The sequence below is a fragment of the Nonlabens sp. genome (assembly GCF_965660805.1).
In the GTDB taxonomy this organism is placed as follows: Bacteria; Bacteroidota; Bacteroidia; order Flavobacteriales; family Flavobacteriaceae; genus Nonlabens.
The window spans coordinates 1-21,587 of sequence record NZ_CBFIBE010000027.1; the positions used below are offsets into that span (position 1 = coordinate 1).

At 35.3% G+C, this 21,587-nt stretch carries 23 protein-coding genes and 1 pseudogene; 4 read left to right on the top strand and 20 right to left on the bottom strand.

The window, feature by feature from the left end; translation table 11 throughout:
* From ACTF48_RS07720 to ACTF48_RS07745, 6 genes and pseudogenes are all read right to left on the bottom strand, one after another.
* A pseudogene (locus tag ACTF48_RS07720) lies at positions 1 to 244 on the bottom strand (DUF6268 family outer membrane beta-barrel protein); the annotation flags it as partial.
* Positions 245 to 1,105, bottom strand: coding sequence for a mechanosensitive ion channel family protein (locus tag ACTF48_RS07725; RefSeq protein WP_438962580.1), 861 nt, complete (start codon positions 1,103 to 1,105; stop codon positions 245 to 247). It lies immediately after the preceding pseudogene.
* Complete coding sequence (locus tag ACTF48_RS07730) at positions 1,105 to 2,391, bottom strand: ABC transporter permease (protein WP_438962581.1); 1,287 nt, start codon at positions 2,389 to 2,391, stop codon at positions 1,105 to 1,107. Before ACTF48_RS07730 ends, ACTF48_RS07725 begins: the two co-directional genes overlap by 1 nt.
* Positions 2,384 to 3,313 carry an ABC transporter ATP-binding protein gene (locus ACTF48_RS07735; protein ID WP_438962582.1) on the bottom strand — a complete coding sequence of 310 codons (930 nt, stop codon included), beginning with the start codon at positions 3,311 to 3,313 and terminating at the stop codon, positions 2,384 to 2,386. Before ACTF48_RS07735 ends, ACTF48_RS07730 begins: the two co-directional genes overlap by 8 nt.
* A gap of 312 nt (positions 3,314 to 3,625) precedes the next feature.
* A complete protein-coding gene (gene dnaJ, locus ACTF48_RS07740) occupies positions 3,626 to 4,759 on the bottom strand; it encodes a molecular chaperone DnaJ (RefSeq protein WP_438962583.1) in 1,134 nt (377 codons plus the stop codon).
* Position 4,760: 1 nt separating this feature from the next.
* The gene (locus tag ACTF48_RS07745; protein WP_438962584.1) at positions 4,761 to 5,321 is read right to left on the bottom strand and encodes a nucleotide exchange factor GrpE; all 561 of its coding nucleotides are present in this window, start codon (positions 5,319 to 5,321) and stop codon (positions 4,761 to 4,763) included.
* A 243-nt stretch (positions 5,322 to 5,564) separates the two neighbouring features.
* On the opposite strand from ACTF48_RS07745, the gene ACTF48_RS07750 reads away from it, so the two are divergent.
* Together ACTF48_RS07750 and ACTF48_RS07755 are read left to right on the top strand one after the other, a co-directional pair.
* On the top strand, positions 5,565 to 6,218 hold the full coding sequence (locus tag ACTF48_RS07750; protein WP_438962585.1) for a YceI family protein: 654 nt from the start codon (positions 5,565 to 5,567) through the stop codon (positions 6,216 to 6,218).
* Positions 6,219 to 6,310: 92 nt separating this feature from the next.
* On the top strand, positions 6,311 to 7,090 hold the full coding sequence (locus tag ACTF48_RS07755; protein WP_438962586.1) for a hypothetical protein: 780 nt from the start codon (positions 6,311 to 6,313) through the stop codon (positions 7,088 to 7,090).
* 159 nt (positions 7,091 to 7,249) lie between these two features.
* Here ACTF48_RS07755 and ACTF48_RS07760 read toward each other — a convergent pair whose 3' ends face one another.
* The 11 genes from ACTF48_RS07760 to ACTF48_RS07810 form a co-directional block, all read right to left on the bottom strand.
* Entirely contained in the window at positions 7,250 to 7,657 is a 408-nt protein-coding gene (locus tag ACTF48_RS07760; protein ID WP_438962587.1) for a hypothetical protein, read from the bottom strand.
* A 2-nt stretch (positions 7,658 to 7,659) separates the two neighbouring features.
* Positions 7,660 to 8,568 carry a TIGR01777 family oxidoreductase gene (locus ACTF48_RS07765; protein ID WP_438962588.1) on the bottom strand — a complete coding sequence of 303 codons (909 nt, stop codon included), beginning with the start codon at positions 8,566 to 8,568 and terminating at the stop codon, positions 7,660 to 7,662.
* Between the two features lie 290 nt (positions 8,569 to 8,858).
* On the bottom strand, positions 8,859 to 9,263 hold the full coding sequence (locus ACTF48_RS07770; protein WP_438962589.1) for a DUF2141 domain-containing protein: 405 nt from the start codon (positions 9,261 to 9,263) through the stop codon (positions 8,859 to 8,861).
* A 102-nt stretch (positions 9,264 to 9,365) separates the two neighbouring features.
* A complete protein-coding gene (locus ACTF48_RS07775; RefSeq protein ID WP_438962590.1) occupies positions 9,366 to 9,788 on the bottom strand; it encodes a hypothetical protein in 423 nt (140 codons plus the stop codon).
* A 7-nt stretch (positions 9,789 to 9,795) separates the two neighbouring features.
* Complete coding sequence (locus ACTF48_RS07780; RefSeq protein ID WP_438962591.1) at positions 9,796 to 10,230, bottom strand: hypothetical protein; 435 nt, start codon at positions 10,228 to 10,230, stop codon at positions 9,796 to 9,798.
* 63 nt (positions 10,231 to 10,293) lie between these two features.
* A complete protein-coding gene (locus ACTF48_RS07785) occupies positions 10,294 to 11,511 on the bottom strand; it encodes a DUF58 domain-containing protein (RefSeq protein ID WP_438962592.1) in 1,218 nt (405 codons plus the stop codon).
* Positions 11,512 to 11,639: 128 nt separating this feature from the next.
* Positions 11,640 to 12,791: an AAA family ATPase gene (locus ACTF48_RS07790; protein WP_438962593.1), complete on the bottom strand. Its 1,152-nt coding sequence runs from the start codon at positions 12,789 to 12,791 to the stop codon at positions 11,640 to 11,642.
* 2 nt (positions 12,792 to 12,793) lie between these two features.
* Entirely contained in the window at positions 12,794 to 14,161 is a 1,368-nt protein-coding gene (locus ACTF48_RS07795) for a DUF4350 domain-containing protein (RefSeq protein WP_438962594.1), read from the bottom strand.
* Entirely contained in the window at positions 14,161 to 14,922 is a 762-nt protein-coding gene (locus tag ACTF48_RS07800) for a hypothetical protein (RefSeq protein WP_438962595.1), read from the bottom strand. The genes ACTF48_RS07795 and ACTF48_RS07800 overlap by 1 nt, the downstream gene beginning before the upstream one ends.
* Positions 14,919 to 15,851, bottom strand: a complete 933-nt coding sequence (locus ACTF48_RS07805; protein WP_438962596.1) for a hypothetical protein — start codon at positions 15,849 to 15,851, stop codon at positions 14,919 to 14,921. Before ACTF48_RS07805 ends, ACTF48_RS07800 begins: the two co-directional genes overlap by 4 nt.
* Positions 15,823 to 16,800: a stage II sporulation protein M gene (locus ACTF48_RS07810; RefSeq protein WP_438962597.1), complete on the bottom strand. Its 978-nt coding sequence runs from the start codon at positions 16,798 to 16,800 to the stop codon at positions 15,823 to 15,825. Before ACTF48_RS07810 ends, ACTF48_RS07805 begins: the two co-directional genes overlap by 29 nt.
* Positions 16,801 to 16,835: 35 nt before the next feature.
* Between ACTF48_RS07810 and ACTF48_RS07815 the strand changes: the two genes are divergently transcribed.
* Complete coding sequence (locus ACTF48_RS07815; RefSeq protein WP_438962598.1) at positions 16,836 to 17,558, top strand: RDD family protein; 723 nt, start codon at positions 16,836 to 16,838, stop codon at positions 17,556 to 17,558.
* Positions 17,559 to 18,170 carry a trimeric intracellular cation channel family protein gene (locus ACTF48_RS07820; protein ID WP_438962599.1) on the top strand — a complete coding sequence of 204 codons (612 nt, stop codon included), beginning with the start codon at positions 17,559 to 17,561 and terminating at the stop codon, positions 18,168 to 18,170.
* 34 nt (positions 18,171 to 18,204) lie between these two features.
* Here ACTF48_RS07820 and ACTF48_RS07825 read toward each other — a convergent pair whose 3' ends face one another.
* Genes ACTF48_RS07825 through mutL form a run of 3 tightly spaced genes read right to left on the bottom strand, consistent with a single transcriptional unit; the run spans position 18,205 to position 21,585 of the window.
* The gene (locus ACTF48_RS07825; RefSeq protein WP_438962600.1) at positions 18,205 to 19,068 is read right to left on the bottom strand and encodes a rhomboid family intramembrane serine protease; all 864 of its coding nucleotides are present in this window, start codon (positions 19,066 to 19,068) and stop codon (positions 18,205 to 18,207) included.
* A complete protein-coding gene (locus ACTF48_RS07830; protein ID WP_438962601.1) occupies positions 19,068 to 19,757 on the bottom strand; it encodes a rhomboid family intramembrane serine protease in 690 nt (229 codons plus the stop codon). The genes ACTF48_RS07825 and ACTF48_RS07830 overlap by 1 nt, the downstream gene beginning before the upstream one ends.
* 1 nt (position 19,758) lies before the next feature.
* Complete coding sequence (gene mutL / locus ACTF48_RS07835; protein WP_438962602.1) at positions 19,759 to 21,585, bottom strand: DNA mismatch repair endonuclease MutL; 1,827 nt, start codon at positions 21,583 to 21,585, stop codon at positions 19,759 to 19,761.
* Positions 21,586 to 21,587 lie beyond the last annotated feature (2 nt).

Here is a 21,587-nt window from a genome sequence, read left to right on the forward strand (position 1 = left end):
ATTGGTTAAAATCTCCTGAATCTCTAACCAGTAAGTGAACATTTCTATATTCTAGATAGGGAACTAAGTAGGTTCCTTTACCTATTTTCAAGGGTATGTTTACAAATGTTCTAAATCTTCTAAAACTATTATCTGAATTGCGTTGAGGAAAGTAGGTGTACTCTGTACGGAACAAATCGATTCCTTGAGAATACGCTTTCGCGAAAGCGAATATCAAAAGACATATAAGAATTCTAAAACGCATTTAAAGACTCTTCTCCTTAGCCTGAAAGACATGGACATCTCTTTGAGGAAATGGTATAGTGATGTTATGTTCTCTGAAGGCTTTATCTATGGCAAACCTCAACTCACTTTTAATTCTAGGATCTACAAAACTATCTCTTACAAAGAAATAAAGTCCAAACTCTAATGCACTATCTCCAAAATTATTAAATAAAACAAAAGGCTGTGGGCTTTTAAGCACACCGCTTTGTTTATTTGCGCAATCTAGTAATTGTTGCTTTACTAGTTCTGTGTCACTACCATAGGCTACTCCTACCGCTATAGATTCACGAGTTTTGGGATGATTTTGAGTATAGTTATAAATAGTTTGGGTAAGGAAAAGGTGGTTAGGGATCACCAGTACTTTATCATCTCTGGTAATTGCTCTTGTGGTGCGCAGTCTTATTTCAAATATGCGGCCTATTTTACCTTCCATCTCGATAATGTCATTTACCAGTAACGACTTATCTACTAAAATGGTAATTCCCGCTATAATGTCTTTAAAAAAGTCCTGAAGCGCAAAACCTATTCCTACAAAGAGTGCTGCACTGGCCGTAAGTATAGCCGTGAGATTAACACCAGAGCTATTAAGTACCACGATAATAACAATCAGGTAAACTAAATAATTAAAGAACTTAAAAATGCTATCAAATTTAAGCTTATCTGTCTCGTCCATTTTACGAGTTAGTAATCGCTTAATACCTCTAAGGACTAATGATGCTATTATTACAGCGAGTATCCCAAAGATGATATGTTTCACATCTAAGTGAAAATCTCCATCATTCTTTGCACTTATGATTTGATAAGTGAAGAAACCTTCGATATTTTCCCAAAGCTCTTTCATTAATACTTAAGCCATTTATAGAGTTCTTTCCAATTTGTCTTTTTACCGTACATTAAAATACCTACTCGATAGATTTTTGAGGCTAGCCATGCTACTCCAAAGATGCTAGTATATAAAAGTAACATGCTCACAATAATCTCCCAATAAGCTATATCTCCAAACGGGATACGCATTAACATAACTATAGGTGACGTAAGAGGTATGTAAGAAAATATAACCGCAACCGTACCATGTGGACTTTCCATAACTGAAAAGAAACCTACATAAATAGATAATATTAAAGGAAGAATAACAGGTAACATAAACTGCTGCGTGTCTGTCTCATTATCTACCGCAGCTCCTATGGCGGTGTATATGGCAGCATATAAAAAGTATCCACCTATGAAGTAAATAAAGAAACATATCACTAATTTTAATAATGGAAGCTGCATGACATCATTAATCATAAGTTGCATTTTATCCATGTTCTCAAGCTGCCCCATAGCGACTTCGTTTCCTGGACTTTGCATAGCCTCTGGTCCTAAAATTACACTTAATACCGTAAATAAAATTCCTCCTACAACTACCCAAATTAAAAATTGGGTAATCCCTGCTAGAGATGTTCCTGTAATCTTTCCTATCATTAAGTAAATAGGTTTTACTGAACTTATGATTATCTCTATAATACGATTAGTCTTTTCTTCTATTACAGAACGCATGACCATGTTTCCATAAATAATAATGAACATCATTAATAAATAACCTGCTCCTCCACCAAAGGCCATTTTAATCCATCCATTTGCTTTACTGGTTTGCACGCCTGTATAATTCTGTAATTTAAGATCTGTTTCTACTTTAGTCTCTTGTATTACTTGCAGGCTTATATTTCTAGCGATCAGATTATCTTCTGTAGCCTTTTTATTTATTCTTTCCTCTATATCATTAATATACTCCATAGATGGAGCGTCATCAGAATAAAAAGTAGCCTCAACAGGTCTTTTATCCTTAATATATAATAGCCCATAATAGTCTGCTGTTTCACTTGCAGTAATGGCTGTTTTTATATCCTCATTTTCTATAAAAATGTAATCTGTGCGTTTTGTATCTTTAAATAGTGGTGCATAATCTCCTGTTTCATCCAGCACCGCAATTTCTCTTACTGTATCGTTATTAATACTAGTTAAAAAACCTACTAACAAAGCAACACCCACAAATATTAACGGACTTACAAAAGTCATGATAATAAAGGTTCTGTTTCTTACCTTATTCAGGTATTCTCTTTTAATAATGAGCCACAACTTATCCATCTTGCTTCACAGTTTTAATAAAAATGTCATTAACACTAGGAATCATCTCACTGTAATGTGTTAACTCTCCTAGTTTTGTTAAATCGTTTAAGGATTGAGAAATACTCACTTCCTCAGGTAACTTAATTTTAAAGTCTAGTGTATTATCCAGTCCTGCCAGATCTATTTGCATAGCATTATACATGGATGGAATGGCAGCCATAGCCTGATCATTATTAGGTGTTATTAAAGAAACGGCATATTCTCTATTACGGAACTGTTGCTTCACATCATTCAACTTACCGCTAAGCACCACATTTGACTTATTAATAAGCGCGATGTGATCACACATTTCTTCTACACTTTCCATGCGGTGTGTAGAAAAAATAATAGTGGCTCCTTGATCTCTTAATTTTAAAATCTCATCTTTTATCAAGTTAGCATTTACAGGATCAAATCCTGAAAATGGCTCATCAAAAATAAGTAGATCTGGCTCATGCATGACAGTTACTATAAACTGAACTTTTTGTGCCATTCCCTTAGAAAGTTCTTGTAGCTTTTTATTCCACCAGCCTTGCATCCCTAATCGATCAAACCAGTATTCAAGTTTAGCTTTGGCTTCAGCTTTAGTGAGACCTTTAAGCATAGCTAGATAAATACATTGCTCACCTACCTTCATAGATTTATATAAACCGCGCTCTTCTGGCATGTAACCTATTTGAGCTATATGCTTAGGCTCTAAAGGCTCTCCATTTAAAAGAATCTCTCCACCATCTGGCATGGTGATTTGATTTATAATTCTAATCAGTGATGTTTTACCAGCACCATTAGGACCTAGTAAACCATAAACACTTCCTTTAGGAACCGCAATATTTACATGGTTAAGAGCTGTGAAGTCTCCATAACGTTTTGTAATGTTTCTTGCTTCTAGGGTGTTTTTCATATATTATCTTAATCTTGCTAAATTAAAAATATCTCGTAGCAAGACCTCATGATTTAGATTTAATTATTACCTGGAACACATAAATTAGTAGCTGTGATACTAAGAAAGTGTTTTTATTTAAAGAACTTCATCACTAGAGTTTGAGAAAACTAAAATATACACCTTAGTATATTTCAAAAACTCTATAAAAAAACCCACCTCCCTAAAATTAGGAAGGTGGGAAAATTGCTATGAAAAAGAAAAATAACTTTGGTTGGTTAACCAATTGTTATTTCCAAATATATAAAAATATTTGAAATTGTTAAGATTCTTTTAAGAAAACATATCTTTTACCTTCTCAAAGAATGATTTATCACCTTTTTCTGGTGCTGGTTCAAAATGAGAATCAGTCATCATAGATTCAAAGAATTCTTTCTGTTCTTTAGTTAAATTACGAGGTGTCCAGACATTCACATGGACCAGTAAATCTCCTGTGGCATATCCATTAACACTAGGCATACCTTTACCGCGCAATCTTAAAATTTTTCCGCTTTGAATTCCTGCATCTACAGGAATACGCACCTTACCAGTAACGGTTTGAATTTCTTTAGTAGTTCCTAACACAGCCTCTGGAACACTTACATATAAATCATAATGTAAATTATTCCCTTCACGTTGCAACTCTGGATGCTCCTTAACTTCTATATCTACTAATAAGTCTCCAGCAACTCCATTACCTGGCGCTTCATTACCTTTTCCTCCTACTTTTAAGCGCATATCGCTTTCTACTCCAGCAGGTATTTTAATAGAAACGGTTTCTTCATCTATGATTAGTCCTTGCGCATCTGCTCCATCTGGTTTTTTATCCATGGTCTGTCCTGCTCCACCACACACATTACACGGTGCACTGGTTTGCATTCTTCCTAAGATGGTATTCTGGATACGAGTTACCTGACCAGAACCATTACAGGTTCCACAGGTTTTGTAAGTTACTCCTGGAGCTTGTTTTTTACGTTTTACTTTAACTTTCTTCTCTACTCCTAGCGCAGCTTCTTCTAGTGTAAGTGAAACTCTTATACGTAAATCTTTTCCTTTTACTCTACGACGACCACCGCCACCGCCGAAACCACCACCGAATCCAGAAAAGCCGCCACCACCAAATATATCACCGAACTGGCTGAATATGTCATCCATATCCATACCACCGAAACCGCCGCCACCGCCGCCGAAACCGCCAGCGCCACCAGAGGTATATGCTTGATGACCTAACTGGTCATAACGTGATTTCTTTTGTGGATCACTTAAGGTTTCATAAGCCTCTGCAGCTTTTTTAAAGTTCTCCTCTGCTGTGGCATCACCTGGGTTTTTATCTGGGTGAAACTCGATCGCTTTTTTACGATAAGCCTTTTTAATCTCTGCAGCTGTGGCACTTTTTGAAATGCCTAATATTTCATAAAAATCTGCCATATTATTGTCCTATAACTACTTTAGGGTAACGTATAATCTTATCACCGAGCTTGTAGCCTTTCTCGATTACGTCTATAATTTTTCCTTTCATCTCATCACTGGGCGCTGGAATTTGTGTAATAGCCTCGTGATAGTCTGCATTAAATGCATCTCCTGCCCTTACTTCCATTTGTTCTAGTCCTTTACTATTTAATGTATTGCGCAGTTTATTTGAAATAAGTGAGACACCTTCAGTTAGGTTAGAATCTTCAGACTTATTTATTTCTATCATCGCTCTGTCAAAATCGTCTAGAACTGGCAACATGTCTTTTAAAACGCCTTCTCCAGCAGTTTTAAAAAGTTCTATGCGCTCTTTTGCGGTACGTCTTTTAAAGTTCTCAAACTCTGCAAATAATCTTAAGAACTTATCCTTTTCTGTTTGCAACTGCTCTTGCAGTTCTTCCATAGGATCTTTTTGTTCTTGAGCATCTTGTGACGCTTGTTCATTCACATCATTCTGTTCTTCAACAGCTTGAGTGTTTTGATCTTCTAATTCTTGTTCTTCTTTTTTATTTTTTGCCATAACTGGACTCCTATTTATGTTAGGATTTAATGGTTATACATAGAGTGGTAAGGCTGTTTTTATACGCTTTCGCGAAAGCGTAATTACACCGTTTCTCCTACTCGTGACACCTCTGATAGACAAAAGTACTGCCATTTGAATAATCAGTGTCAAAATGTCACTGCAACTTTTAGTATAGTTTTAACTCCATTCTTTGTAGGTACATTTAATTTTACTATTTCAAACTTGTAAATAAATTATATTATGAACAAAAAATCCATAAAGTTAATGGGAATGGCTGCTGTTGTAGCATTCACAATGTCTTGTAAAGAGGCACAAAATGAAGTAGAAGCTACTGATGCTGCAACCGAAGCTGAGGCTACCGTAGAGTCTGTGACTTATAAAGTAGATACGGCTGCGTCTAACATCGCTTGGGTAGGTTCTAAGCCTACTGAAGATCATACTGGAAATATATCGCTATCGAGCGGTATGGTAACTGTAAATGGAGAAACGCTCGAGAGTGGTGAGTTTACCATAGACATGACCTCTATAGAGGTTACTGACTTAGAAGGTGATGAGGCTGGATATTTAAAAGCACACCTAGAAGGAACTGTTCCAGATAAAGCTACAGATTTCTTTAATACTCCAGTATATCCTACAGCAAAGTTTATTGTGACTGGATTAGAAGGTAACAACCTGTCTGGTAATTTAACCCTTAAGGATGTTACTAAAAACGTTACATTTCCTGTTACTGTTTCTTATGATGGTGATAAAATGATGTTAAACAGCGATAAGTTTACTATAGACCGTACAGACTGGGGAATCCAGTATGGCTCTAAGACTTTTACTGATATCGTTGCAAATAAAGCAATCTCTGATGATATTCAACTTACTGTAAACCTAGTGGCACAGAAGTAATATAGATTTAAGTGTAGATTAAATAGGAAAATCCCTGAGCTGTTGTTCAGGGATTTTTTATTTAGGTATTTTTGAGCATCTAATTAAAACTTATGAGAATATTATTCTACCTCATCTTTTTAACTACGGGAGTTCTTAGTGCTCAGAGCTATGAAACCATAGCTTTAGACTCCATAATAAGTTTTAAGTTGCGAGGCAACACAAATGATTTATTAGAAATAGACACCGTAGTAAATGATGTTCCCGCTACTGGATACCGCTATAGTAGTGAGGCTGGCGCTGTTACTGTGATCAGGCTATTCAATGATGATGTAGCAAAGAGATACAAAAGCTCATACTGTATCAATAATTTATATCAATTAAAAAGTTTTTACAGCGGTAACTTCGTTTCTTTTGAGAATTCCTTAAGCGATTCTAGTGCGATTACTTTTAAGGAGATCTCTAATCGTTTAGGAGTTTGGCTCGCAGATATAGAATATGACGGCGCTTTAAATGGTGTAGAATCTACTGGAAGATGTCGTTTTATATTTACTAAAGATGTTACCTATCACGTGATCGTCATGAACATAAAAGACACTGATTATGTGGACCCTATGTTATCCTATGGCATTTTTAATCTTCTTAAAATAGATAAAAGTGTTCACGGAGCTGGTCAATTTATGAACTGTAAGAATAGTTCAGATGATGGTTCAGCTCTTTCATCACATTCTGATGCTTATAACAACGGCTATGAACTAGGTCAAAAGCTCGCTCCTTTTATTTGTATTCTCTTTATTTTTATCGTTTTAGGTGTGACAATTTTAATTATCGTGAGATATCAAAAACGTAAAAGAAAAAAGGAGCAAGAAGAGTATGATAAGTATAATGAGTAGTAACCATTTACATTCCTAATGTCGCATATAATTCGTTTCTTTTTAGCCTATATTTCAAAATGAAACCGTAGCTTATGCTATGCTTTAATTTTCTTTATCATCTAGTGAAAAAATAATTCAAATTAAGAATACGGTATTAGAAACATAAATTGGTATAAGCTAAGTGGTTTCTACTATTTTTAAGTGTTTCCCTTTAAGCATCCATGTAGCCCACATTGCAAATAGAAAGACTATAAGACCAAAGTAAATAAAAACCATAGTTTTTTCAAATTCTATAACGCTTGTAATAATCGGGTTTAATATTATAAAGAAAAAAATGCCAACACCAGCATATCTCAGACTCTTACTTAGTTGAACATACAAATTAGAATGTGTTTCATTAATTTTAATCTCATTAGATTTCATTAAACCCATTTTAAACTGCACCACATCACCTTCTTTAAAATCTAAAAAAATCTTTTCAGACCGCTGTACGACTTTCATAGGTTTGCCATTTTTAACAATCTGAACATAGCCAAATGACAATCCTAATATGACCTGCCGTTTATAATGAACCGTCACTTTCATAGTTACAGATACTTTTCTAGCGCTATTTTTAATTGCGGATATTGAAATTGATAACCAGCTTCTTCTATTCTACTGCTGCTCACGTGCTGGCTCGATAATACTACAGCAGCCATTTCACCCAGCATTAATTTCATGATAAACTCTGGCACATTAGGTAAAAAAACAGGTTTTCCCATTACCTCACCTATGGCTTTCATCATAGGTCTGTTGCGTACTGGATGAGGAGCTACTCCATTATAAACACCTTCTAGTCTATGATCTGAGATGTGATAGAAAATTCCAGCGAGATCATCTATTGCGACCCAACTTTGCCACATTTTACCGTTGCCAAATCCTGCTCCAGCATAAAACTTAACAGGTTGTGCCATTTGTTCTAGCGCTCCGCCTTTTGCTGCGAGTACAATTCCTATTCTAACTATGGCCAGTTGCGCACCGGTTTCTTTAAATTGCTGTGCGACATTTTCCCAAGCGATACAGACTTCAGCCAGATAATTATTTGCATAAGGTGGAATGTCGTTTTCTTTAAATGCTTCGGCGTCTTGATCATCTGGGTAGATCCCTATAGCGCTAGCCGTGATGACTTGTTCCACTTTGTGATCGTTTTCCTTTAATAGATTAACCAGTAATTGAGTACTATCCACACGGCTGGACATGATCGATTCTTTTGCTTTTTGGGTCCAGCGTTGAAAAACAGATGCTCCTGCGAGGTGAATGATGGTATCTACACCATCCAGACAGCTCGTATCTATAGACATTTTATTTAGATCCCATAAAAAGCCTTTATAGTTCTCTTCTTTTTTTATCGCACTAGAACGTGTGGTTAAATAGTGAACGGTATGACCTTTTGAGATATATAACTGGGCTATTTGAGAACCTACTAAGCCTGTGGCACCTGTAATTAATACTTTCATAGTTGTAAAGTTAATGGCTAGTGGTTTGTTCTAAAAATGCTTTGGTATAGAATTAACTTTTAAATACTAAAAGGAATAATTAAACAGTCTTAAAATTTATATTATGGAGTAGACGGCAAATAATACGGTCAAAGCAGTAGCAAGGAGAAGTATTCTAATAGAATAACTTTAACTTTAAACCAAAAGACTGGGCTATTTAACTGTTCCTTTTAGTATAAGTTCAACTGAAATCATTAAAAATAAAAAGAGTAAACCTAAGTCTGCTCTTTCTAAAACATTTACTTTAACTATTATAGTCTTATAGTAAGTTCAGTGTTTTCATCTAGAGTGAATTTAGAATCGCCAAAGTTAGGTGGTCCAAAACTGATCGTACCACTCGTTCCATAATTTTCAGTTGGCATGCCGTTTTCAAAATCCATCTTTTGATTTCCGTTTAAATCATGTAAAATAATTAGGGCATATTCACCAGCTTCTACATTTTCAAAGGTTATAGTGGCAACGCCATCCTTAATTTCTACAGCGGCACTTTGGATCGGTTGGGTCTTCATAAAGGTTGCCTCGGTGTTAAGGGCAAATACTATTTCTCCTTTATCGCTCGTTGCGTTAGGAACAATTACGGTTAATGAATAGGTATTTTTTTGTGCTACACTTAGTAAAGAAATAAATAATATGATGGTAGAGATGATCGTTTTCATGATAAATAGTTTTTGATGTTTGATGAAACAAATATGCATCACGCTTTCGCGAAAGCAAATTCAAAACAACCCAACTGTCGTTAATAACCTCTCAGTTGTAAATTAATCTGCTTGAGGCTCATATTCTTTTAATAAATTGAACAGTTTGTTCACGTCTTTTTCTCGCAAATGACTCATGTCAAAGCTATCGACTCGATTAATACGGCGTATGTTCAACTCCTTGTTTTCGATCCAAACCTCTGAAAGAAATTTTAAGTCTAGGTCAAGTTTTTTACCTTTAATTTTTAAAGTAAAGTTATGATCTTGTCTATAAAACACGGCATTTTTTAAAAAGACAGGATAGGACAAATAAGCCCACAGCGCAATATTAGTAATTAATCCAAACTGGTAATGGACTAAGGTATCCCAAAAAAAGAAAGCCATTAAGGCATATAAAAGAATGAATGGCAATGTCATTAAAAACTGTTTTCCTCTGGAATACTGACGCCATTTCATATTAAGAAAATGTAATTTCTTTTTTTTCATGGTTTCCTTATGCTATTTCAGGTTCATATTCTTTAAGTATAGCTACTAATTTATCTACATCATCTTCACGTAAATGAATTATAGGAAAAGAATCCACTCGATTAATACGGCGTATGTGTAATTCATTATTTTCAAGCCATACTTCTGATAGGAAATTGAGGTTTAAATCGAGTTTTTTACCTGCTATTTTCAATAAAAAGTTTTGTTCTCTTTTAAAGAAAAATGCATTCTTACGAGTTTGAGACCAGATGATATTCCCAAAACCAAGTAATAAAAAGACACAAATACTCATGACACCTAGAACACTTGATTCTAAGAAGTTCATAAATTCTCTTATATAAAACCCTATAAAACCGCCTATAAGCCCACCTACTAAACCAATGATCCAAAATGGATTATCTCGCCATTTCATATTAAAAAAATATAATTTCTTTTTTTTCATGGTTTGAATAAATATGACTTAATTTCAGATCTTGACTCTGTTGTGCAAAACCATTATATAAAATTACAACAATCCGCGGGCTTTTATCTCTAAGTACTTATTAATGGTGTTAACGGTAAGGTGCTGTGGTTCTGTGAGTATGGTCTGGATTCCATGTCTATTAAGCTCGTTAACGATGAGTTTCTTCTCATAGACAAACTTCTCTGCAATGGTTTTTTCAAAAATTTCTTGTGTCGTTTCTACTTCTTTAAAAAGCATTTGTTTCAACTCTGTGTTTTCAAAGAACACCACGACTAGTAAATGATTTTTGGCAATGGCTTGTAAATAAGGCAACTGTCTATGTAGCGCGTCTAGTGTTTCAAAATTAGTATATAATAATAGTAAACTACGATTTGTAATCTTATGCTTTACATCTATATATAATCTTGAAAAGTCGCTTTCTTTAAAATCGGTATCTAGATTATAGAGTGTTTCCAGAATCAAATTCATTTGCGAGGCTCTTTTTTGTGCCACTACCTGATTTGCTAACTTATCTGAAAAACTAAACATTCCAGCTTTATCACCCTTTTTTAAAGCAATATTACTGATCACCAGTGTTGCATTAATGGCATAATCTACCAGTTTCATGCCTTCAAAAGGCATTTTCATCACGCGGCCTTTATCAATCACAGAGTACACAGGTTGTGATTTTTCATCCTGGTACTGGTTCAACATGAGCTGACTGCGTTTTGCGCTGGCTTTCCAGTTGATATTACGCACATCATCACCAGGAACATAATCTTTAATTTGCTCAAATTCCATGGTATGACCTATACGGCGTATTTTTTTAAGCCCGTAGTCTCTCAGTTTATTAGTAAAAGCCATAAGCTCATACTTGCGCATTTGAAGAAATGATGGGTAAGTAGGTGTCATGGCATCGGCATTAAAACGATAGCGACGCTGTATAAAACCTATAAATGCTGTCACAAAAATGTTGAGTACGCCAAAATGATATTCACCACGTTCCACTGGTCTCAATGTATATGTGGTAGTTGAAGACTCGCTAGCTTGAAGGGTTACCTTTAATTCAAAATCTCTTTTCTGAAATTGTACCGGTATTTCATCAATAACTTTTAACTCTACCTCATGTGGATAATTATTAGTAATCCTTATATCTATAGGGTTATCATCTCCATTAGACAACTTATCAGGTATGGTGCGAGATCCATTTATTCCATTTTTAACTTTATACAGGATGATAAAATCTATGATAAATAAAGCCACAATAATATAAACAGTCATGACCAGATAAGGGAATAACCACTCATAGAAATAGGAGCATATAAACAGCCCTACCAAGACGATGAGGACTTGAAAAAAGCGCCTGGTCAGGAAAAGGCTTTTATAAAAATTGATGATTTTTTTCTTCACTATCTAGGTATCTCTATAGTCTCTAGTATTTGAGCCACAGCACGGTCTGCGGTAAAACCTTCCATCTCACGCTCAGGAGTAAGTATGATTCTATGTCTCATCACAGATTTTGCGATATATTTAATATCATCTGGTGTTACAAAGTCACGTCCCATGATTGCCGCATAAGCCTTAGAACCATTCATTATTGCAATAGAAGCTCTAGGAGATGCTCCTAAATATAAATTAGGATTAGTTCTTGTGTTCATTACAATCTGAGCGATATACTTGATAAGATTATCCTCAATGACGATATCTTTTATAGTTTCCTGATATTTCTTTATGGATGCCGCAGTAAGTACTCCTGTAATAAGTGACTCTGGATCAGCACTTTTGCGCTGGTGATTCCCTTCAAGTATTTTTATCTCTTCTTCTAGATTAGGATATTCTACATTAATCTTAAAAAGAAAACGATCCAGTTGTGCTTCTGGCAGCCTGTATGTTCCTTCCTGTTCTACTGGGTTTTGTGTTGCAAAAACTAAGAAAGGTGTCTCAAGGCTGTATTCTTTTCCATCTATGGTTACCTGTCGCTCTGCCATGGCTTCAAAAAGTGCGGCTTGCGTTTTTGCAGGTGCACGGTTGATCTCATCAATGAGAATAATATTAGAAAAGATAGGACCAGCTTTAAATTCAAACTCGTTATTCTTCATGCTAAAAACACTAGTTCCTAAAATATCACTAGGCATTAAGTCTGGTGTAAACTGGATGCGAGAGAAATCTATTTGCATGGTTTTGGCTAGTAGTTTTGCGGTCACTGTTTTGGCCACACCAGGAACTCCTTCTATTAAAGAATGTCCATTTGCAAGAATAGAGACTATCAATAAATCAACCATTTCTTCCTGACCTATGATTACTTTACCTAGTTCTTCCTTAATCTGAGCAACTGCAGCTGAAAGCTCTGATAAATCTAATCTGTTTTCAAAGTCTAGGCTTGTTCCTTTAGGTGATGCTTCAATCTCAGGTTGCTCTGGCACATAGGCTGATGTTCCCGTTTCTTCTACAGGTTGATCTAACGACTGTCCTGGAGTAGGTGTTCCCTCTGTAGGTACATTATTTTCATTTCCAGATGGTGTTCCATCTTGCGGCTGGAGCTGATCTTTATTTTCTTCCATATCTATTCCTTTAAAAAGGCTTCTATCCTTTTATTAAGTTGCTTGAGTTCATATTCATTATTTACTGGTTGTGATCTCAATTTATTAATGTATAAAATGACATCTTCAGTAAAGTTTTGAGATTTACCAGATTTTACCGCGAGTCTTTTTATAAAAACTGCGTCTAAATTTTCTGTGTTTACAAAGTAACGCGACCTGAGTCGTTCTAGAAAGTAATTAATTTTCTTATCGACTACGGCGTTAATATCACCGCTTTGGTAAAACAGTTGCCCTATGGTCTTAGTAAATTCCACACTTGAGTTTTCAAGCGGTTCTACTACAGGAACGATGCGCTGCTGTCTCTTACCTGCAAAAAAGAAGTATAATAAAACGCAAACTGTAGCGATGTAATAAGCCCATTTTAAAGCATCTTGTGTTAACACATATCTCATAGGAGAAGTTACAACTCTCCTACCCGATTTACCATAATCATCAAAGTAAATGGGACCTTCATTTAAATAACTCAAAACCTCACTCACATACTGCTGTTTACCATCTTGCAGCATGTAATAATTTGTAAATGCTATAGGGTTTAAGTTAAAATAAATAGCTCCATCGCCCACTTTAGTCTCAATAAAGTTAACCTGTGGTATTTTACGATTTTGTGCTCTTACAAATGCGACATCTAGATCTTCTTCATCATAGTACTCACCATCTTCATAATCATATTCTTCTGAGGTTTCTTCTACTTCTTCAGGTTCTATAAGTGTTTCTTCAGCTGCCGCATCTTCTTCTAGGTCATCACCTATAATTTCTTCTATAAATCCTTCATAAGGTTCAAAGGGTAATATTTCTCCCAGAACTTTTGTGTTCAAGGTGTCATAACTTTCTATGTATTTATATTCTGATCCTTTCACATATACATAGCTGCGGTCTTTAAAACTTTTATTAATGAGTCTCACGCGCACGGTATCACCTTGATCAGCATAATAACTATAACTAGTTTCTAAATTTAGCGTATCGGCGAGTGGACCGTATGCTGTGGTTGTAGCGATAAATATTTTATTACCTCTCGCAGCAAAATCCATTAAATAATCTGCCTCTACCTCATCAAATCTTAAGTAATCATTTATAAAAATATAATTTGCATTCTTTTCTTCTTGATTTCTTTTCAAGAAGGTCATAGGATCAGTGTTAACTAATTCTATTTTACTTTCAGGAAATAACTCATCCAGCTGGTCATAGAGCACATAAGCTCCATAAGGTATTTTATCGCCGCTGGTATAGCTGGTTCTCCAGTTGATAGGTTTAGGGATCATTTGTTCTATGCTGAATAGCATGACTAACAGCACGAGTAATAACAATCCTATATTTCTTGCTCTTTTATCCATTAGGCAGCTTTTTTATCTAAGATTTCAAACTGAATTCTGGCATTATTAAAAGTAGCTTGATCTATATCAAATTCACCATACCATACATAATCATATACATAAGATACTTTTTTAAACTGTTCTCTTATCTCTGGGTCTTTAAGTTCTCTGTAATAGTCTGAATTTGTTTTTTGGTAATCCCAATCTATTTGCTGGCTAGCACTTAGAGATTTTAATGAATCTAGATATAAATAACGTATGGCGTTGCGATAATTACCAGCCGCAACACTATCATTAATATATTTTTTAAGGTCGAGTTCTTCAATGTGAGTATCTTCTATATTCACGGTTCCTATTTCACGTTGAGATTTAGAAAATAGTTTTGCAGGGCTTTCATCAGTAAGCATTCTAATGATAAAATATAACACGGCAACACCTACTATAAAATACGTAAAATAGGTGAAAAAATCTTTCCAAAAAGGGGTGATTGTAAACCCAAAAATGTCTCCCAACCAGTCAAAAAAGCGACCTATTAGCCTTCCTATACTGCTTTGTGATTGTTCTGAAACTTCTTCTACATAATCATATTCAGCACCTGTGTATTCTTCCTTAAGTGTCCCAGGAAATTCACGACTGATAATGGTGCGCTCATCATATTCACGGTTAAGTGTGTCTACGATTTTACGCGGTTGTTCCTCGACTTTAGGAATAAGGTCTGATAAGGATTGCGCTTTCGCGAAAGCGAAACATAAAAAGATAAGTAAATAAGTAAATTGCTTCATGAACGCTGTCCTATACTTTCTATACGGGTTCTCAAATATCTATTATACTTGTGCTCATGAAGATCTATGTATAAAACACCCAACGCCGTTTGATACAAAAAGAAAGAAAAAATACTCAAAACTGTTGAAATGGATGTAAATATGAAAAAGAAGATTTGCATAGCCATACTGTCATTAATACCACCAGCAGCTTCAATGGAGTTGAAGGTATTATAAAAATTAATCACATTAGGAATCCACTGTAAAGCGGTAAATACCACATAAAGTATTAACCCGATGACAAAAGAAACACCTGCAGCTTTCCAGAAGTTAGAGAACATAATATCCCAACCTTCACCTAGTGCTTTACCGATGCTGTAGTTCTCATTATAGGTGTAAGCAAACATGGACATGCCTATCCAGGTGATATACATGAGTATAATAAACATGTAAATTAAGATTCCTAAAATGGGTATGATAACGATAAGTAAACTTATGGCAGCAACTAACATAAATAAAACAGCAGCTATGATCGTAATAAGGGTAAGACCACCAGCTCGTTTTTTTAATATAGCAACGGCTTCACGGCGATCTGGATTGTGAGTTTTATTCATTTCATAGGTCTTAATAAAACCACCTGATAAACCTGAATTAATCACAAACATAGCCATGTAAACTAGTAATAAAATAAAAGCTCCTATCATATACATTACTACACTGTCTATAATTTCACCAGTAGGACCGCCAGAAAGCATAGCCGTTTGCATTCTCATAACCGAAGAAAAACCAGATGAAAGAAAAAAGCTAGCTATAAATACTAGTATAAATAATACGGCATTATAATTTACAAAAGCATTAAACATGCTTTTAATATTCACTTTAAGAAAGTCTAGATAAGCGGTGATTACGCCTCCAAAATCCCTACGCAGTCTGAGTTCTATATACTTCATATTTCTTTTTTACATGTAATGGATACCAAACATAATATCCTAATATTATAACGACGCTTACTAATAAAATAAGATAGAGTAATACCTTAGGCATAAAAGCATATCGAGTCACAAATCCTTCTATGAATCCAGCCACTATAAATAGCGGAATGGTACTTACCAGTACTTTGAGTCCTTTTTTTGCTCCTTGAACAAAGGAGTGTCTCCTGGAATATGTTCCTGGAAATAAAATCGAATTTCCCATAATCATTCCTGCCGCACCACATATTACAATAACTGATAACTCAATGGTACCGTGCAACATGATTACAGGCCATGCATCTCCTGCCACACCTTCTAAATAAAACATGGTAAAAAAAGCACCTACCATCACGCCATTTGAAAACTGAATATATCCCGAACCTATGGATGTAAAAACACCTACTGCAAAACATATCATTCCTACTCTTATGTTATTAATGGTGATGTATAAAAACATACCGAGCATAGAGTCTTTTTGATAAATTCCAGTAGGATTACCTTCTCTTATGTTCTCTAGAGTTTTATTAACATAAGCATCTCCTAGAATTAATCTAACAAATGAATCATCATTTAAAGAGCTTATGGTACCTATAGCCACGGCTACCATAAAAATGATAAAAGCATATAAAAGTACGTTTAAGTGGTCTGCAAAGAACAACGGAAACTCAGTTCTCCAAAAAGTTATAAATCTTTTCTTAGATTCTTTCTTATTCCTATAAATTTGCTGATGTGCTTGACTCGCTAGCGAATTCAAATAAGTCAAGGTTGAACTATTTTCATAATAAGTCTGTGCATAAGCCAGATCGTTAGTCAACTGGATATACAGATTTGCTAGATAATCAGGATTTATAGTTGTTTTTGAATCCAAGGCGTTTTCAAAAGCAATCCATTTTTCCTTATTTTGCTTCACAAAAGCAGCTTCACGCATTTACTTTTTTTTATAAAGATATAAATTATCCTTAGATGTCAAACACCGCAATTCACACCGCACAAAATGTTAATATAAATTATAATGTTGCCAGTCTGGGAACCAGAATAATAGCATTTTTAATTGATATGCTTTTTTTTATTATCTACCTGTTTATAGTGAATTATTTCATTTATGAATTAAGTGATATCGCAGATGATTTTCTTTCCTTTGGGTTGAGTTCGCTTTTAACCGTTCCTGTTTTTTGCTACACCTTATACATGAACATTTTATTTAATGGCCGCACGCTAGGTAAATTTATCATGCAGCTTAAAACAGTAAAAGAAGATGGCTCTCCAGCTACCTGGTCAGATTTTTTAGTAAGCTGGCTTCTTAGATTTGTAGATATATGGTTACCGCTAGGTGCTATTGCGGTTATAGGAATAGTTTTTACTGATAAAAGACAGCGTGTAGGTGATGCTGCGTCTCGCACTATGGTTATCAATACTAGAAAAAACAATAAAATTTCTCATACCATACTAGAAGAAGTGGACGAGCACTATGAGCCTACCTTTATGACGGTAAACAACTTAACAGATCGTGATATAAATGAAGTAAAAGAAATCTACAGACTTGCAGGAGAATCTAGAGATTATAAAGCGCTTAATGCTTTAAGAGTTAAAGTAGAAGAATTACTAGAAGTAAAGTCAGAACTTAGAGATGGTATTTTTATACGTACTGTGTTAAAAGATTACACTTACTTAACGCAAGGCCGCTAGATGGACTTCATACAAATCGTAGATATTCTAGGAACTATAGCATTTGCCATATCTGGTGCACTAGCCGGTTTTAAGAATAAGTTAGATCCTTTTGGTATAGCCATTATCGCCTTTGTTACAGCCGCTGGTGGAGGAACATTGCGTGACATATTACTAGGAGTAAGTCCTGTCTCATGGATGACTAATATGAATCTGGTTTATACGATTTTGATTTGCGTTTTAGTGACCTTTATTTTTAGCAAGTGGCTGCTCAAATTACGTAAAACATTATTCCTTTTTGACACTATCGGAATAGGACTTTATACCGTTGTAGGACTGGAAATGGGAATTGCTTATGGTTTACATCCTGTGATCTGTATTACTTTAGGTTGTATATCGGCATGTTTTGGTGGTGTGATCAGAGATATTCTTGTAAACGAGGTTCCGGTCATATTCCGCAAAAACATTTATGCAACAGCATGTATCGCTGGTGGGATCGTTTATTTTGTGCTACGTAAGTTCAGTGTTCCAGAAAATATCATATTTATCATGTCTGGACTTTGTGTTATTATCATTCGCCTTCTAGCGGTACGATTAAAATGGCAGTTGCCTAGACCTTATTTGAAAGAGTAAGCAAGGAAATGGACCCTTTTTAAGTCTTAAAAACCTAATCCTTTCCTGCTTTAAAAAGAAAATCTTTTTCAGCTTTAGTAAGACTTTCATAACCGCTTTCAGAGATTTTATCAAGTATAGCGTCTATTCTGGCTTGTTGATCAGATTTTGCAGTAGTTGTTTTCTTTTGAGCACCTTTATTGCGATATACCGTTTTCATTTTTGCCTTTTTCTCTTTCTTAGTAGATGGCTTAAATAAAGATGCTAGATAATCTCCTGTAGATGCTAAATTTTTTAATATATCGATTCCGTCTTTCATTTTAATAGCGGTATAAAAACCTATGGCGATACCACCTAAATGAGCCAGGTTTCCACCTACATTATCTCTAGCAAAAACTCCTGCTAATGAAATCACCAATAAAAAATAACCGATGTACTTGAGCTTTACATTAAAAAAAATCAAACGCACTTCTGTATCGGGTTGATAAGCACAAACAAAAATTGTTACCGCATAAACTCCAGCACTAGCTCCTACTAAACCAGCAGAGTTCACATAGGATGAAAACAAACTTTCTCCAAGTAAATAAAAAACAGCGCCACTTAAGACACCTGCAAAAAATAGAGTAATTAATTGCCTGCTCTTAAATAGATTAAGCATGATCTGACCAAATGAAAATAGCAGTATCATATTCCAGAATAAATGGAAAACATCAGAATGCAGGAAGCTATAAGTAACTATAGACCAAGGTTGTAATAAGGTTTCAAACAAACCTGGTGGTAAGTTAAACCAATAATAGGCTGGTGAATACACGTATTGAATCACCCAAGATAATAGCGTTAAAGCTACTATAACAACTATGAGCCGTCCTAGTGAGTTTTGGGCAGCATACTTTGCTTTTATGTCATCTATAAAACCCATTAATCCCAGCGGTATTTATCCATACTATTTCTTTTCCAGTACCAGGTCATTATAAATCCTACAATGGCGCCACCTACATGAGCTGCATGACCTATGTTATCGTTAACTCCAGTAAGTCCAAATGCTGCTATAGTTTCATAAAGAAAATAAGCTCCTATTAACCATTTTGCAGCGATAGAAAAAGGAATGAATAAGATTTGCAGCTTTACGTTAGGATATAAATAAGCAAAACCAGCCGTTACTCCAAAAGTACAGCCACTCGCACCTACCATAACTCCCCAAAAATTTGGGTTATTTGCTGTCCCAAATAATCTTTGGTTCAATACTTCCTGACTAAAGCCACTTTCTAAATAAGACATGTAATCAAAATAATCTATTCCAGTGGTCAGTAAATAAGCCCCAATCCCTGAACTGAGATATAAAAACAAAAACTTCTTATCACCCATCCAGCGCTCAAGCGGTGGCCCAAAAATAGCAAGGACATACATATTCATTAAAATATGTAAAAAACCCGCATTATCATGCATAAACATGTGAGTTAAAGGCTGCCAGAAATGAAATCTGGAGTCTTCAAAAAAGTGTAACGCAAACGTATCATATAGACTAGGCGCCAGAAAAACTGTTCCTATGTAGAATACCACATTAAGAATAATTATGCCTTTTACAACTGGCGTCATGTTATTAAACATACTAGTTAAATTTTAAGTTCAGGCTTTCACCTGTAATATTCACAAATACCTTTTTACCTTGAGCAGTTAACTCGGACTCTTTACAAGCAAATAGCTCATCAAGCAAATTCTCCATCGCCTCCTGAGTCATAGTCTCACCAGATTTTATAGCCATTCCTCTAGCCATAGTAGCTGCTAGTCGATCTGCTTGTGAAAAACGCTCTTGAGGTAAGTCCAGCTCACTATCTCTTATGATAGATTCTAGTACCGCAGGAACATCCTTTTCTTGTAATTGAATCGGTAAACCGTCTATTTCAACAAGGTTTTTTTCTAAGGTTTTAAAGATAAAACCTGTTTGCTCGAGCTGTTCTTGTAATTGTGTTAAAACCGCAACTTCATCTACAGGTAAGTTTAACCTTAAAGGAAAAAGTAATTGCTGGCTTGTGCCTCTTTGTACGGTTATATGCTTTAATAATTGTTCATATAATACACGTTCATGCGCTCTATTTTGATGAATTACCAGCATGCCACTTTTAAGAGTACTGATGATAAACTTGCGCTGTAACTGGAAAATATTACGTGTCACCTTTTCATCCTCAAACATAGATGGTGACATAGAAGTTTCTTCGGTTTCATCTACTAGTGATGAAGATTCATCCAGACCAGTGTAAAGAGCTTCCCAAGTCTGTGGCACTGGTTTAGAATAAGAAGATGTTTGTTTTAATGAAGAATTCATGCTACCCGTCGCAAAGGGATTAAAATCTGGATCCACCTCTATTTTTGGAGAACTGGTCTGTTTTTTTGTGTATTCATAAGGAACCTCATATTGTGGCTCTTTATCAAAATCTATGGCATTAATACTAAACTGACCTAGAGCATGTTTTACACTAGCTCTGATGATAGCATAAAGACTATGCTCATCATCAAATTTAACTTCTGTTTTAGTAGGATGGATATTAATATCTACACTATCCTTAGGAACATCTAAAAACAAAAAATAAGTAGGGTTATTTTTTTCATTTAATAAACCTTCAAAAGCACTACTTACTGCATGGTGTAAATAATTATGTTTAATAAAACGATCATTAACAAAGAAATACTGTAAACCTTTGGTCTTACGTGCATATTCTGGTTTCCCTACAAATCCTGTAATCGTTACGAGCTCAGTTTCTTCTTCTACAGGAACTAGTTTTTCGTTAGTTTTAGTTCCCATAATATTCACAATACGCTGTCTAGAATTACTCACTGGTAGATTAAACAACTCTGTATCATTACTGGTAAACCGCATTCCTACTTGAGGATGTGCCATGGCTACTCTATGAAACTCATCTGTAATATTGCGCAATTCTACATTATCAGACTTTAAGAACTTACGTCTTGCCGGAACATTATAAAATAAATTGCGCACACTAATCATGGTTCCCTGAGGCGTAACCACGGGCTCTTGACTCGTTACCTTACTTCCTTCTATTTCTAGAAGAGTTCCTAAATCATCTTCTTCTCTTTTAGTTTTAAGTGAAACATGTGCAATAGCCGCTACAGAAGCAAGTGCTTCACCACGGAATCCCTTAGTGTGTAAATTAAACAAATCATTTGCGTCTGTTATTTTAGATGTAGCATGTCTTTCAAATGCCATACGGGCATCAGTCATGCTCATACCTTTCCCATCATCTATAACCTGGATAATTGTTTTACCAGCGTCTTTAATAATTAAAGTGATCTGAGTGGCTCCAGCATCTATGGCGTTTTCAAGCAACTCTTTCACTACACTTGCAGGTCGTTGCACTACTTCTCCAGCGGCAATCTGGTTTGCCACATGATCTGGCAGTAATCTTATAATGTCTGACATGA